This window comes from Aeromicrobium senzhongii (genome assembly GCF_014334735.1).
Taxonomy (GTDB): domain Bacteria; phylum Actinomycetota; class Actinomycetes; order Propionibacteriales; family Nocardioidaceae; genus Aeromicrobium; species Aeromicrobium senzhongii.
The window spans coordinates 1,713,102-1,726,870 of record NZ_CP060587.1 but is presented as its reverse complement, the minus strand read 5'-3'; the positions used below and the strand labels follow the sequence as shown (position 1 = coordinate 1,726,870).

Sequence of the window (13,769 nt, the reverse complement as noted above, 5' to 3'; positions counted from 1 at the left end):
GTGGGCCAGCGGGCTTCTCGGGACCGCTGAACTGGAGGTGGGTTGGTCGATGGCGATGACGGCACAGGTCAAGGCGGAAGTGGCCCGGATCCCGGTGACGAAGGCATGCTGCCGCAAGGCCGAGGTGTCGACCACACTCAGGTTCTCCGGAGGCCTGCACATCGTCTCGGGCCGCATCGTGATCGAGGCCGAGCTCGACACCGCCGCCGCCGCCCGGCGCCTCCGTCAGGAGATCGCCGACGTCTACGGTCACGACAGCGAGATCATCGTCCAGCAGGGTGCCGGCGTCCGGAAGACCACGCTGTACGTGGTCCGGATCGCCCGCGGCGGAGAGCTCCTCGCGCGCCAGACCGGCCTGGTCGACGGTGGCGGCCGCCCCGTCCGTGGCCTGCCGCCCCAGGTCGTCTCCGGTCCGTCCTGTGATGCCGTCGCCGCGTGGCGCGGTGCCTTCCTGGCCCGTGGCTCCCTGACCGAGCCGGGCCGCTCCTCCGCGCTGGAGATCGGCTGTCCCGGCCCCGAGGCCGCGCTCGCGATGGTGGGCGCCGCCCGCCGGATCGGCGTCTCGGCCAAGGCCCGCGAGGTCCGTGGTGGCGACCGGGTCGTGATCCGCGACGGTGAGGCGATCGGTGCGCTGCTGACCCGCCTGGGGGCCCACGAGACGCTGCTCGCGTGGGAGGAGCGCCGGATGCGGCGCGAGGTCCGCGCGACCGCGAACCGGCTGGCGAACTTCGACGACGCCAACCAGCGCCGGTCCGCCCGCGCGGCGGTCGCCGCGGGGGCCCGCGCCCAGCGCGCGCTGGACATCCTCGGTGAGGACGTGCCCGACCACCTGCGGATGGCCGGCGACCTGCGCGTCCAGCACCGCGAGGCCAGCCTCGAGGAGCTCGGACAGCTGCACGATCCGCCGCTGACGAAGGACGCGATCGCCGGGCGGATCCGGCGATTGCTCGCGATGGCGGACAAGCGGGCCCACGATCTGGGCATCCCCGACACGGAGGCCGGTCTGCATCCGGACCAGCTCGGGGACGGCTGAGGGGTCCGCGGCCCGGTACCCGGTGTGCCGTGAGCGGAGGTCTCGGTAGGGTGAAGAGGTAACGCATCTCTCACCCGGCAACTCCAGGAGCATCCCGTGACTGTTCGCGTAGGTATCAACGGATTCGGCCGCATCGGCCGTAACTTCTTCCGGGCGGCCCGTGCCGCCGGAGCCGACGTCGAGATCGTGGCCGTCAACGACCTGACCGACAACAAGACGCTGGCCACCCTGCTCAAGTACGACTCGATCCTGGGTCGCCTGGATGCCGACGTGAACTTCGACGACACGGCGATCTACGTCGGCGATCAGAAGATCGTCGCCTTCGAGGACCGCGATCCCGCGAACCTCGACTGGGCCTCGGTCGGCGCCGACATCGTCGTCGAGTCCACGGGCTTCTTCACCGACGCCACCAAGGCGAAGGCGCACATCGACGGCGGTGCGAAGAAGGTCATCATCTCGGCCCCGGCCAAGAACGAGGACATCACGATCGTCATGGGCGTCAACGACGGCCTCTACGACGCGGGATCGCACACGATCATCTCCAACGCGTCGTGCACGACGAACTGCCTCGCCCCGATGGCCAAGGCCCTCAACGACGGCATCGGCATCGAGCGCGGTCTGATGACCACGATCCACGCCTACACGCAGGACCAGAACCTGCAGGACGCCCCGCACAAGGACCTGCGTCGCGCCCGCGCCGCCGCTCTCAACATCGTGCCGACGTCGACGGGTGCCGCCAAGGCCGTGTCGCTCGTCCTGCCCGAGCTCAAGGGCAAGCTCGACGGCTACGCGCTGCGCGTCCCGGTCCCGACCGGCTCGGCCACCGACCTGACGTTCACGGCCAGCCGTGAGACGTCGGTCGAGGAGATCAACGAGATCGTCCGCAAGGCCGCCGAGGGCTCGCGGTTCCTCAAGTACAACGAGGACCCGATCGTCTCGAGCGACATCGTCACCGATCCGCACTCGTGCATCTTCGACGCGCCGCTGACCAAGGTCATCGGCGATCAGGTCAAGGTCGTCGGCTGGTACGACAACGAGTGGGGCTACTCCAACCGCCTCGTCGACCTGACGTCCCTCGTCGGCTCCTCCCTCTGAGGAGCTCGTCGTGAAGACGATCGACGACCTGGGAAAGCTCAAGGGCAAACGAGTCCTGGTCCGCAGTGACCTGAACGTGCCGCTCGACGGCACGACGATCACCGACGACGGTCGCGTCCGCGCGAGCGTCCCGACGATCCAGAAGCTGGTCGACGAGGGTGCGCGCGTCATCGTGATGGCGCACCTGGGCCGGCCCAAGGGCCAGCCGGACCCGCAGTACTCCCTGGCGCCGGTCGCCTCGCGACTGAGCGAGCTCCTCGGCGAGACCGTGCGCTTCGCGTCCGACACCGTGGGTGTCGATGCGCAGCGCACGGTCGAGGAGCTCCAGAACGGTCAGGTCGCCCTGCTCGAGAACGTCCGGTTCAACCCGGGCGAGACCAGCAAGGACGATGCCGAGCGCGGCGCGTTCGCCGACGAGCTCGCGGCGCTGGGCGACGTGTTCGTGTCCGACGGCTTCGGCGTCGTGCACCGCAAGCAGGCCAGCGTCTACGACATCGCCAAGCGTCTGCCGTCCGCCGTCGGCGGGCTCGTCCAGGCCGAGGTCGAGGTGCTCAAGCGGCTCACGGAGTCGCCCGAGCGGCCGTACGCGGTCGTGTTGGGCGGGTCGAAGGTCTCCGACAAGCTCGGGGTCATCGACCACCTGCTCACGAAGGCGGACACCCTGGTCATCGGCGGCGGGATGGTCTTCACCTTCCTCGCGGCCCAGGGCCACGGCGTCGGCTCGTCGCTGCTGGAGGAGGACCAGATCCCGGTCGCCCGCGAGTACCTCTCCCGGGCCCAGGAGCTGGGCGTCTCGATCGTCCTGCCGACCGACGTCGTCGTGGCGCCGGAGTTCAAGGCCGATGCGCCGGCCACCACCGTCACGGTCGACCAGATCCCCGACGACCAGATGGGGCTCGACATCGGACCGGAGTCCGCCGAGGCGTTCGCCGACGTGATCCGTGGCGCGAAGACGGTCTTCTGGAACGGCCCGATGGGCGTGTTCGAGATGGCGCCGTTCGCCGCCGGCACCCGCACGGTCGCACAGGCGCTGACCGAGGTCGACGGCCTGTCCGTCGTGGGTGGTGGCGACTCCGCGGCCGCCGTGCGGCAGCTGGGCTTCACCGACGACCAGTTCGGTCACATCTCGACCGGTGGTGGCGCCAGCCTGGAGTACCTCGAGGGCAAGACGCTCCCGGGTCTGGCTGTTCTGGAGGAGAAGGCATGACGCGTACCCCGTTGATGGCGGGCAACTGGAAGTCCAACCTGAACCATCAGGAGGCGGTGGTCCTGGTCCAGAAGCTGGCGTGGACCCTGTCGGACAAGAAGCACGACTACGCCAAGAGCGAGGTCGTCGTCATCCCGCCGTTCACCGACCTGCGCAGCGTCCAGACGCTGATCGACGGCGACAAGCTGCCGATCGGCTACGGCGCGCAGGACGTCTCGTCGCACGACGGCGGGGCGTACACCGGCGAGATCTCGGCGGCGATGTTGGCCAAGCTGGGCTGCTCCTACGTCGTCGTCGGTCACTCCGAGCGACGTGAGTACCACCACGAGTCCGACCAGCTCGTCAACGAGAAGGCCGCCAAGGCGCTCGCCGCCGGCATGACCCCGATCGTGTGTGTCGGCGAGGGCCTCGAGGTCCGCCAGGCCGGCGAGCACGTCGCCTACACGCTGGGCCAGCTCGACGGTTCGCTGGCCGGTTTCACGGCCGAGCAGGTCGCCGGACTGGTCGTCGCGTACGAGCCGGTCTGGGCCATCGGCACGGGCGAGGTCGCCACTCCGGAGGACGCCCAGGAGGTGTGCGCGGCCATCCGCGGCCGCCTGGCCGAGACCTGGGGTGCGGACGTGGCCGACCAGACACGTATTCTGTACGGTGGATCGGTCAAGGCCGCGAACGTGGCCGCTATCATGGCTAAGCCCGACGTCGACGGCGCGCTCGTCGGCGGGGCCAGTCTGGTCGCGGAGGAGTTCGCCGGGATCGTCCGGTTCTACGACATGCCCGACCTCGCGGGGTCCTGACGAAAGGAGAGACGTGGTCATCGCGTTCTCCCTGCTGCTTACCCTGAGCAGCCTGCTCATGATTGTCCTCGTGCTGATGCACAAGGGCCGAGGTGGCGGCCTGTCCGACATGTTCGGCGGAGGTGTGTCGAGCTCGCTCAGCGGCTCGTCCGTCGCCGAGCGCAACCTCGACCGCATCACGGTCGGCACCGCGGCGGTGTGGGTCGTGTGCGTCTTCGCGCTCGGCCTGCTGCTGAAGGTGAGCAACTGATGGCCGCCGGCGCGATTCGCGGCAGCCGCATCGGCTCCGGCCCCATGGGCGAGGCCGAGCGCGGCGAGGCGGCCCCCCGTCAGTTCATCTCGTACTTCTGCACCAACGACCACTCGATCACGCTGCAGTTCGCGATCGAGGCCGAGGTGCCCGTCGAGTGGGACTGCCCCAAGTGCGGCATGCCCGCCAGCATGGACTCGGACAACCGGCCGGATGCGCCGAAGACCGAGCCGTACAAGACGCACCTGGCCTACGTGAAGGAGCGTCGCTCCGAGACCGAGGCCGCCGACATCCTCAAGGAAGCCCTCGACACCCTGCGCAGCAAGCGCAAGGCGGGCGAGATCATCTTCTGATCGGGGCCGCCGCGCTCAGCGCGGCAGCTTCGACGCGGCCGCGGTGTCGAGGAACCACATGGTCTCCTCGATCCCGCGGGCGCCCGCGGCCGGCGCCTCGTCGATCGGCGTGCCGGCCAGAGCCTTCGCGACCGCCTCGGCCTTGTCGGCGCCCGACACGACGAACCACGTCGCACGCGTGTGGTTCAGGGCCGGATAGGTCAGCGTGATCCGCTCCGGCGGCGGCTTGGGGGAGTCCAGCACCTCGACCGCCAGCCGCTCGAGCTCGTGCACCTGCGGGTGCCCCGGGAAGAGCGATGCGATGTGGGCATCGGGGCCCACCCCGAGCAGCACGACGTCGAACGGCTCCTCCGGCAGTTGTGCGGCATACGCGTCGGCCGCCTCGGCGATCTCCAGCCCTCCATCGAGGGCCGGCATCGCATGGATGTGCTCGTCGGGAACGGCGAGCCGGTCCAGGAAGCCCTCGCGGGCCTGGCGGTCGTTGCGATCCTCGTGGCCCTCGGGGACGAAGCGCTCGTCGCCCCACCAGTAGTGCGCCGCCGACCACCGGGCGCCGCTCTCGGCCGAGAGGCGTCCGTAGATCTTGGTCGCGATCGAGCCGCCGGTCAGCACCAGTCGCGGCGTGCGGTCCGTGAGCTGGATGGACTGCACCCGGGAGGCCAGTTGCCGCGAGACCGCCAGCGCGAGGTCGTCACCGCTGTCGAAGATGCGAATGGTCATCGCTCATCCCTTCGTCGTGTTGCCGTCGAGGTGCGCCAGGGTCTCGCCGTACACCTCGTCGGCGTCCAGGCGTCGGAGGTCCTCGGCCAGCAACTCGGGGATCGTGCGGCGCCGGATCGGCACGATGCGCGACGCCGAGCCCGGCACGCTGAATTCACAGCTCATCGTGTCGACCCGCCGGATGTCGATGTCACCGACGTCGGTGAAGAGCGTGACGCGCTGGATCTGTGGTCCGGAGTCGTCGTCGACGAACTCGATGGGCACCTTCAGTCGGCACTCGAGCCAGGCGCGCAGCAGGACCGCGACCGGGTTGATGTCGTCGGCCTGGATCCGGCCGCCCGACACGGTTCCCGTGGTCTGGTCCAGCGCGGCGGCCAGCAGGGCACGCCACAGGGTCAGCCGCGTCCACGCCAGGTCGTTGTCGCCGGGGCTGTATCCCGGAGCGAGCTGGTGCAGCCACTTGACGGGGGAGGGGGTGCGCTCGGAGTCGGTCAGACGCCGCCGGGCGAGACGACCGATCGGGTCCTTCGACGGCTCCTGCGGGCCGATGCCCGGCCACCACGCGACGACGGGGGAGTCGGGCAGCAGCAGCGGCAGGACGGCGGACTCGGAGTGCTTGACCAGCGGGCCGGACATGCGCAGCAACACCGACTCGCCGGGCGATCCCGCGCCGACCCGCACGCGGGCGTCCAGGCGGGGCTTGCCGCGCCCGTCGCCGAGGATGACGCCCAGGACGCGGGACGGGTGCTCGTGCTGCAGGACGTTGGCGGCCTTCATGGCCTCGGCCACGTTGTCCTCGTCGGTGACGATGAGCAGCGTCAGGACCATGTCCATCGCCGGGCTGCCCGCGAGGGCGCGACCCTTGGTCAGTGCCTTGGCGACCGCCGAGGCGTTGGTGTCCTCCAGGACCATGTCCATGTCAGGGTCGCCTCCAGACGCGTCCGTCGCGGGCCAGCATCTCGTCGGCCGACTGGGGCCCCCACGTGCCGGCCTCGTAGGTGTCGATCGTGCGCTTGCGCGCCCAGTGGTCCATCACGGGGTCGAGGATCTCCCAGGAGAGCTCGACCTCGCGGTGCTGCGGGAACAGCGGCGGGTCGCCGAGGAGCACGTCCAGGATGAGCCGCTCGTACGCCTCGGGGCTGCTCTCGACGAAGGATCCGCCGTAGACGAAGTCCATGTTGACGTCGCGGATCTCCATCGTCGTGCCGGGCACCTTGGCGCCGAAGCGCATCGTGACGCCCTCGTCGGGCTGGATCCGCATCACCAGCGCGTTGTGGCCCAGCTCGGTCACGTCGATGTTCTCGAAGGGCAGGTGCGGTGCCTTCTTGAAGATGACGGCCACCTCGGTGACGCGCCGGCCCAGTCGCTTGCCGGTGCGCAGGTAGAAGGGGACACCGGCCCAGCGGCGGGTGTGGATGTCGAGTCGCAGCGCGGCGTAGGTCTCGGTCAACGAGCCGTCGTCGATGCCGTCCTCGCCGCGGTACCCGACGACGGGCTGGCCGCCGGCCCAGCCTTCGACGTACTGGGCGCGCGCCGTGTGCTTGTCGAGGTCGTCGGGCAGCCGCACGCTGCGGAGCACCTTCTGCTTCTCGGCTCGCAGGCTGGACGCGTCGAAGGCGACGGGCTCCTCCATCGCCACGAGTGCCAGCAGCTGCAGCAGGTGGTTCTGGATGACGTCCCGCGCGGCGCCGATGGCGTCGTAGTAGCCGGCGCGCGAACCGATGCCGATGTCCTCGGCCATGGTGATCTGGACGTGGTCGACGTAGTTGGCGTTCCAGACCGGCTCGAACATCTGGTTCGCGAAGCGCAGCGCCAGGATGTTCTGGACCGTCTCCTTGCCGAGGTAGTGGTCGATGCGGAACACCGACTCGGCCTCGAAGACGTTGCCGATGAGGTGGTTGAGCTCCTTGGCCGACTCGAGGTCGTGGCCGAACGGCTTCTCGATGACGACCCGGCGCCAGCCCTCGCCGGGCTTGGCCAGCCCGTGCTCGTCGATCTTGGACACGACCGTGGGGAAGAGGCCGGGCGGGATCGAGAGGTAGAACGCGTGGTTGCCGCCGGTGCCCTGGCGCTCGTCGAGTTTGGTGAGCGTCTTGGCGAGCTCCTCCCAGGCATCGTCGTCGTCGAACTGGCCCGGGACGAAGCGGATCCCGGCGGCGAGCTGCTTCCAGACGGTCTCGCTCCACTCGGTGCGGGCTCCGGCCTTGGCGGCCTTCTTCAGCAGGGAGGCGAAGGTGCCGTCCCCCCAGTCGCGCCGGGCGAACCCCACGAGGCCGAAGCCCGGGGGCAGGAGGCCGCGGTTGGCGAGGTCGTAGATCGCCGGGATCAGCTTCTTGCGGGCGAGGTCGCCTGTGACCCCGAACATCACGACCGTGCAGGGCCCCGCGATCCGCGGCAGCCGCCGGTCGCGTGGGTCGCGCAGGGGGTTGGGGTTCATGCCAGGGCGTCCTTGATCGCGGCCAGACCCGCCTCGACGTCGTGCAGGTGCAGTCGCAGCACCGGGCGGCCCTTGTCGCGCAGCACGCTGGCGTCGCCGGCGGCCTGGGAGACGATGAACTGACCGAGGGTGAAGTCGCGCCCCGGCACGGGCACGTCCTGCACGGGGTCGGCGGTCACCTGCAGGAAGACGCCGCGTGGCGTCCCGCCCTTGTGGTACTGACCCGTCGAGTGCAGGAACCGCGGGCCCCATCCGAAGGTCACCGGTCGCGAGATCCGGCCCGACACCGCCGGGGCGAGGGACTCCAGCCCGGCCAGGGCCCAGCGGTCGAGGTAGAACTGCAGCGCGAGGTAGTCGTGCTCGCCCACCTGCTCGAGCAGCGCGGAGATCGCGTCCTCGATCGTGGCTGCGGACGAGCCGTAGATGTCGGCGACCTCACCCACGTGGTCCGGCTCGGGCAGCGAGGCGTTGCCGCCGAGCAGCTCGCGCGCCGCGGCCTTGGCGCTCTCGACGTCCGGTTGGTCGAACGGGTCGATCGACAGCAGTCGGCCGGCGACCGCGGTGGCGACCTCCCAGATCATGAACTGGGCGCCGAGCGAGGCCTCCACGCCCGCGGCCCACGGACGATCCGGGGCCTCACTCGTGCCGAGGTGGGCGACGAACTCGTCGGCAGTGATCGGGTCGTCGGGGGACTGGGCGACGACCGGCAGGATGCCGGTGTCCTCCTTGCCCGTGGACTCGGCCACCAGCTGCTCGATCCAGTCGCCGAGCCCGTGCTGGTCGTGGTCGTACAGGACGACCTTGTCGACGCCCTGCTGGGCGGCGACGCCGAGCGCGGTGCCCAGGCGCAGACCGGGGTTGCCGGTCTCATTGGCGCTGAGCTCGGGGACGAGCTCGCCGGCCTGGTCGAGCAGCGTCGCGATGTCGGCGCCGGCGATGCCGCTGGGGACGAGCCCGAACGCGGTGAGCGCCGAGTAGCGGCCGCCCACGTGAGGGTCGGCCCGGAACACGCGGTACCCCGCCGCCGTCGCCTCCTCGTCCAGGGGCGAGCCCGGGTCCGTCACGATCACCAGGTGGTCACGGGGGTCGAGCCCCGCGTCGGTGAAGGCCTGCTCGAAGATCCGGCGCTGGCTGTCGGTCTCGACCGTGCCGCCGGACTTGCTGGACACGACGACGACCGTCGACTCCAGGTCGCGGATCGCCGACCGGACCATGTCCGGGTTGGAGGAGTCCAACACGTCGAGCGGAACCCCCGCGGCCGCACAGATGACCTCCGGTGCGAGCGACGACCCGCCCATGCCGCACAGCACGACACGGGTGATGCCCCGGGACCGCAGGTCGTCGCGCAGCGCGACGATGTCCGGCACGAGGGCCCGCGAGGACTCGTGCAGGGTCACCCAGGACAGCCGGATCGAGGCCTCCGACTCGGCCTCGGGACCCCACAGGGTCCCGTCCTCGTCGAAGAGCCGGGAGGCGAAGCGTTCCTCGACGAGTCCCTCGACGGCCGCGTCGACCGACTCGTCCTGGGGTACGTGGATGCGGAGCCGGTACGTCATGTCAGGCCTTGTCGAGCTCGGCGCGGACGGTCTCGAGCAACTCGGTCCACGAGTCGTCGAACTTCTTGAGCCCTTCGGTCTCGAGACCCTCGACGACCTGGTCGTAGGTGATGCCTTGCGCCTCCAGCTCGTCCCAGACGCGCTGCGCCTCGTCGCCGCGGCCGGTGACCGTGTCGCCCTTGACCTCGCCGTGGTCGGCGAACGCCTCGAGCGTCTTCTCGGGCATCGTGTTCACGGTGCCGTCCACGACCAGCTCGGTGACGTAGAGGGTGTCGGAGTAGGCCGGGTCCTTGACTCCGGTGGAGGCCCACAGCGGCCGCTGCGGGTGGGCGCCCTTCGCCAGCAGGGCCTGCGCCCGGTCCGAGCCGAAGATCTCCTGGAAGGTCGCGTAGGCCAACTGGGCGTTCGCCAGGGCGGCCTTGCCGCGCAGCGGGCTGTCCTCGGGGAGTCGCCCGTCGACCTCGGCATCGACGCGGCTGATGAAGAACGACGCGACCGAGTGGATCTTCGACAGGTCGCGACCCTCGGCCGCCGCCTGCTCGAGGCCGTAGAGGTAGGCGTCCATGACGCCGCGGTAGCGCTCCAGGGAGAAGATCAGCGTCACGTTCACGCTGATGCCCTTGGCGATGGCCGCGGCGATCGCGGGCAGACCCTCGCGCGTGGCGGGGATCTTGATCATCACGTTGGGGCGGTCGATCTCGTTCCACAGCTTCTCGGCCATCGCGACCGTGCCGTCCGTGTCCCGGGCCAGGCCCGGCTCCACCTCGATCGAGACCCGGCCGTCGAAGCCGTCCGTGGCGTCGTAGACGGGGCGCAGGACGTCGCACGCGTCACGGACGTCCGTGGTGGTCAGGGCGAAGACCGTGGCGTCGACGTCGGCGCCGGCCGCCTTCAGCTCGGCGACCTGCTTCTCGTAGCGCTCGCCCTTGGAGAGGGCCGAGGCGAAGATCGTCGGGTTCGTGGTGACCCCGACGACGGAACGATCCGTCACCAGCTCGGCCAGGTTGCCGGTCTCGATCCGCTCGCGCGAGAGGTCGTCGAGCCAGATCGACACCCCCGCGTCGCTGAGAGCCTTCAGTCGTTCGGTCATGTCGATCACTCCTGGTGATGGGGTTCAGTGGGTGGTGTCGGGGAGCACCGGTCCCGTGGGCCGGGCGAACACGGGGACTCCGCCCTCGTGCTGCGCCGCCTGGATGGACTCGCGGGCCGCCTCGACCGCCGCGACGGCGGTGATGCCGAAGCGGTCGTACAGCTCGGAGTACGACGCCGAGGCGCCGAAGTGCTCCAGCGAGACGATGCGTCCGGCATCGCCGACGATGTCGCGCCAGCCGAACGCCACGGCCGCCTCGATGGCGACGCGAGCGCGCACGTGCGGCGGGATCACGCTGTCGCGGTACGCCTGGTCCTGCTCCTCGAACCATTCGCGACACGGCATCGAGACGACGCGCGCCGCGATGCCCTCCTCGGCCAGGGCTGCTCGCGCGGCCACGGCCAGCTGCACTTCCGAGCCCGTGGCCACGAGGATGACGTCGGGCGTCGCGTGGTGCAGGTCGGCGGGGGAGTCGAGCAGGATGTAGGCGCCCTTGGCGGCGTCGGACGCCGGGGCGTACTCGCCGTCGCGGGGGAAGACCGGCAGGTTCTGCCGGCTCAGCGCCAGGGCGGCGGGTCGGTGGTGGCGCTGCAGGATCGTCGACCAGACGGCCACGGTCTCGTTGGCGTCCGCGGGGCGGACGACGTCGAGGCCGGGGATCGTGCGCAGGGCGGCGAGGTGCTCGACCGGCTGGTGCGTCGGTCCGTCCTCGCCCAGGCCGATCGAGTCGTGCGTCCAGACGTAGGTGACGGGCAGCTCCTGCAGCGCGGCCAGCCGGACGGCGGGGCGCATGTAGTCGCTGAAGACCAGGAACGTGCCGCCGTACGGGCGGGTGGGCCCGTGCAGCGCGATGCCGTTCATGATCGAGCCCATCGCGTGCTCGCGGATGCCGAAGTGCAGCACCCGGCCGTACCAGTCGCCGGTGAACTTCTTGGTCGAGTTCTGCGGCGGCAGGAAGGAGGGCTGGTCCTTGGGGGTCGTGTTGTTCGAGCCGGCCAGGTCGGCCGAGCCGCCCCACAGCTCCGGCAGGGTCGCGGCGGCGGCGGTGAGGAAGTCGCCCGAGGCGACGCGGGTGGCGACACCCTTCTCGCTGGGCTCGTAGACCGGGAGGTTCGCGTCCCAGCCCTCGGGCAGCTCGTGGCGGGTCATCCGGTCGAGCAGTGCCTTGCGCTCGCCGTTGGCCGTGACCCAGAGGTCGAAGCGGGTCTGCCACTCCTCGTGCGCCGCCTCGCCGCGCTCCAGGGCCTGGCGGGTGTGCTCGAGGACCTCGTCGGCGACGGCGAAGTCGACCTCGGGATCGAAGCCGAGCAGCTTCTTGGTGGCCTTGATCTCGTCGGCGCCCAGGGCCGAGCCGTGCGAGGCGCCGGTGTTCTGGGCGTTCGGTGCGGGCCAGGCGATGATCGTGCGCAGGACGATGAGGCTCGGGCGGTCGGTGACGCGCTTCGCGGCCGCGAACGCGTCGGCGAGGGCGTGGACGTCCTCGCGGTACTCGCCGCCGCCGTGGGTCCAGTCGACGGTCTGGACGTGCCAGCCGTAGGCCTCGTAGCGCAGCGCGACGTCCTCGGTGAACGCGACGTCGGTGTCGTCCTCGATGGAGATCTTGTTGTCGTCGTACAGGACGGTGAGGTTGCCCAGCTGCTGCAGGCCGGCGAGCGAGGAGGCCTCGGCCGAGACGCCCTCCTGCAGGTCGCCGTCGGAGCAGATGGCGTAGATGTCGTGGTCGAACGGGCTCTCGCCCGGACCGGCGAACGGGTCGAAGAGGCCGCGCTCGCGGCGGGCGGCCATGGCCATGCCGACCGCGTTGGCGACGCCCTGGCCGAGCGGGCCGGTGGTGACCTCGACGCCGGGGGTGTGGCCGTACTCGGGGTGACCCGGCGTCTGACTGCCCCAGGTGCGCAGGGACTGGAGGTCCTCGAGCGTCATCGGGTAGCCCGCCAGGTACAGCTGGATGTACTGGGTGAGGCTCGAGTGGCCGCATGACAGCACGAAGCGGTCGCGCCCGATCCACGACGGATCGGCGGGATCGTGCCGCATCAGCTTCTGGTAGATCAGGTAGGCGGCAGGCGCCAGGCTCATCGCGGTTCCGGGGTGGCCGTGACCGGCCTTCTGGACGGCGTCGGCCGCCAGCAACCGCGCGGTGTTGACGGCGCGGTCGTCCAACTCCGACCAGTCGAGCGTCGGTTCAGATGCGTGGGGGCTGTGGGTCACCGCGGAACTCCTGGGTCGTCACGAGGTCGGTCGAACAAGGTCTGCCTCCTGAGCCTATCCGCCGGGCATTAGACTCTGCCATGTGACCGTCACTCCGCACGCCGCCGACGAGCACACCCGTATCGATCGGCCCGGGCGCCGCGATGTGGTGCTCGCGTACGTGGCGCTGACCAAGCCCCGCATCATCGAACTGCTCCTGCTGACCACGGTTCCGGTGATGTTCCTCGCCCAGAAGGGCGTCCCCGACCTGTGGCTCGTCGTGGCCACGCTGATCGGTGGCTCCCTGTCGGCCGGCTCCGCGAACGCTCTGAACTGCGTCGTGGACGCCGACATCGACCAGAAGATGCGCCGCACCGCCCGCCGGCCGCTGCCGCGCCACCACGTGGGCACGCGGGAGGCGCTGGTCTTCGGTCTGGTGCTGGGCGTGCTCTCGACCGCCTGGTTGGGACTGACGGTCAACTGGCTGTCCTCGGCGCTGGCGCTGGCCGCCAACGTCTTCTACGTCGTCGGATACACGATGATCCTCAAGCGCCGTACGACGCAGAACATCGTCTGGGGCGGCGCCGCGGGCTGCTTCCCGCCGCTGATCGGCTGGACGGCCGTCACCAACGAGCTGGCCTGGACGCCGTTCCTGCTCTTCCTCGTCGTCTTCTTCTGGACCCCGCCGCACTTCTGGGCGCTGGCGATGCGCTACCGCGAGGACTACTCGGCGGCGAACGTGCCGATGCTCCCGTCGGTCGTGCCGTCGGCCGAGGTCGGCCGGCAGATCGTCCGCTACACGTGGGCGACGGTCCTGACCTCGCTGGTGGTCTGGCCGGTCGCCGACACGGGCTGGTTCTTCCCGTCGATGGCGATCCTGCTGGGCATCGTGTTCCTCATCGAGGCCTACGACCTGCGCGCCCGTGCCCGCGAGACCGAGGAACTGTCGATCATCAAGCCGATGCGCCTGTTCCACTTCTCCAACGCGTACCTCGCGCTGCTGTTCGTCGCTGCGGCGGTCGATCCCTTCATCGGCTGACGACGCCG

Annotated in this window: 13 protein-coding genes; 7 read left to right on the top strand and 6 right to left on the bottom strand. The window is 70.3% G+C overall.

Annotated elements, in window-relative coordinates; genetic code table 11:
• The first annotated feature begins 49 nt into the window (after window positions 1-49).
• The 6 genes from whiA (at window position 50) to H9L21_RS08630 (ending at window position 4,732) form a co-directional block, all read left to right on the top strand.
• The gene (whiA, locus tag H9L21_RS08655; RefSeq protein WP_154594865.1) at window positions 50-1,033 is read left to right on the top strand and encodes a DNA-binding protein WhiA; all 984 of its coding nucleotides are present in this window, start codon (window positions 50-52) and stop codon (window positions 1,031-1,033) included.
• A gap of 96 nt (window positions 1,034-1,129) precedes the next feature.
• Window positions 1,130-2,128: a type I glyceraldehyde-3-phosphate dehydrogenase gene (gap, locus tag H9L21_RS08650; RefSeq protein ID WP_187411379.1), complete on the top strand. Its 999-nt coding sequence runs from the start codon at window positions 1,130-1,132 to the stop codon at window positions 2,126-2,128.
• A 10-nt stretch (window positions 2,129-2,138) separates the two neighbouring features.
• Complete coding sequence (locus H9L21_RS08645) at window positions 2,139-3,335, top strand: phosphoglycerate kinase (RefSeq protein ID WP_187411378.1); 1,197 nt, start codon at window positions 2,139-2,141, stop codon at window positions 3,333-3,335.
• The gene (gene tpiA, locus H9L21_RS08640; protein ID WP_154594866.1) at window positions 3,332-4,129 is read left to right on the top strand and encodes a triose-phosphate isomerase; all 798 of its coding nucleotides are present in this window, start codon (window positions 3,332-3,334) and stop codon (window positions 4,127-4,129) included. The genes H9L21_RS08645 and tpiA overlap by 4 nt, the downstream gene beginning before the upstream one ends.
• 13 nt (window positions 4,130-4,142) lie before the next feature.
• Window positions 4,143-4,379 (top strand): preprotein translocase subunit SecG, encoded by a 237-nt coding sequence (gene secG, locus H9L21_RS08635; protein WP_187411377.1) that lies wholly within the window; start codon window positions 4,143-4,145, stop codon window positions 4,377-4,379.
• A complete protein-coding gene (locus tag H9L21_RS08630) occupies window positions 4,376-4,732 on the top strand; it encodes an RNA polymerase-binding protein RbpA (protein WP_373681474.1) in 357 nt (118 codons plus the stop codon). Before secG ends, H9L21_RS08630 begins: the two co-directional genes overlap by 4 nt.
• 15 nt (window positions 4,733-4,747) lie before the next feature.
• Here the strand turns inward: H9L21_RS08630 and pgl are convergent, their stop codons facing one another.
• Genes pgl through tkt form a run of 6 tightly spaced genes read right to left on the bottom strand, consistent with a single transcriptional unit; the run spans window position 4,748 to window position 12,743 of the window.
• Window positions 4,748-5,452: a 6-phosphogluconolactonase gene (gene pgl / locus H9L21_RS08625; protein WP_154594868.1), complete on the bottom strand. Its 705-nt coding sequence runs from the start codon at window positions 5,450-5,452 to the stop codon at window positions 4,748-4,750.
• Between the two features lie 3 nt (window positions 5,453-5,455).
• The gene (locus H9L21_RS08620) at window positions 5,456-6,370 is read right to left on the bottom strand and encodes a glucose-6-phosphate dehydrogenase assembly protein OpcA (protein ID WP_154594869.1); all 915 of its coding nucleotides are present in this window, start codon (window positions 6,368-6,370) and stop codon (window positions 5,456-5,458) included.
• A gap of 1 nt (window position 6,371) precedes the next feature.
• Window positions 6,372-7,889 carry a glucose-6-phosphate dehydrogenase gene (gene zwf, locus H9L21_RS08615; protein WP_154594870.1) on the bottom strand — a complete coding sequence of 506 codons (1,518 nt, stop codon included), beginning with the start codon at window positions 7,887-7,889 and terminating at the stop codon, window positions 6,372-6,374.
• Window positions 7,886-9,445, bottom strand: a complete 1,560-nt coding sequence (locus H9L21_RS08610) for a phosphoglucose isomerase-related protein (RefSeq protein WP_154594871.1) — start codon at window positions 9,443-9,445, stop codon at window positions 7,886-7,888. The genes zwf and H9L21_RS08610 overlap by 4 nt, the downstream gene beginning before the upstream one ends.
• Before the next feature lies 1 nt (window position 9,446).
• The gene (gene tal / locus H9L21_RS08605; RefSeq protein ID WP_154594872.1) at window positions 9,447-10,535 is read right to left on the bottom strand and encodes a transaldolase; all 1,089 of its coding nucleotides are present in this window, start codon (window positions 10,533-10,535) and stop codon (window positions 9,447-9,449) included.
• 24 nt (window positions 10,536-10,559) lie between these two features.
• On the bottom strand, window positions 10,560-12,743 hold the full coding sequence (tkt, locus tag H9L21_RS08600) for a transketolase (protein WP_187411376.1): 2,184 nt from the start codon (window positions 12,741-12,743) through the stop codon (window positions 10,560-10,562).
• Window positions 12,744-12,825: 82 nt separating this feature from the next.
• Here tkt and H9L21_RS08595 point away from each other — a divergent pair, with 82 nt between their 5' ends.
• The gene (locus H9L21_RS08595; RefSeq protein WP_187411375.1) at window positions 12,826-13,761 is read left to right on the top strand and encodes a heme o synthase; all 936 of its coding nucleotides are present in this window, start codon (window positions 12,826-12,828) and stop codon (window positions 13,759-13,761) included.
• Window positions 13,762-13,769: the final 8 nt, after the last annotated feature.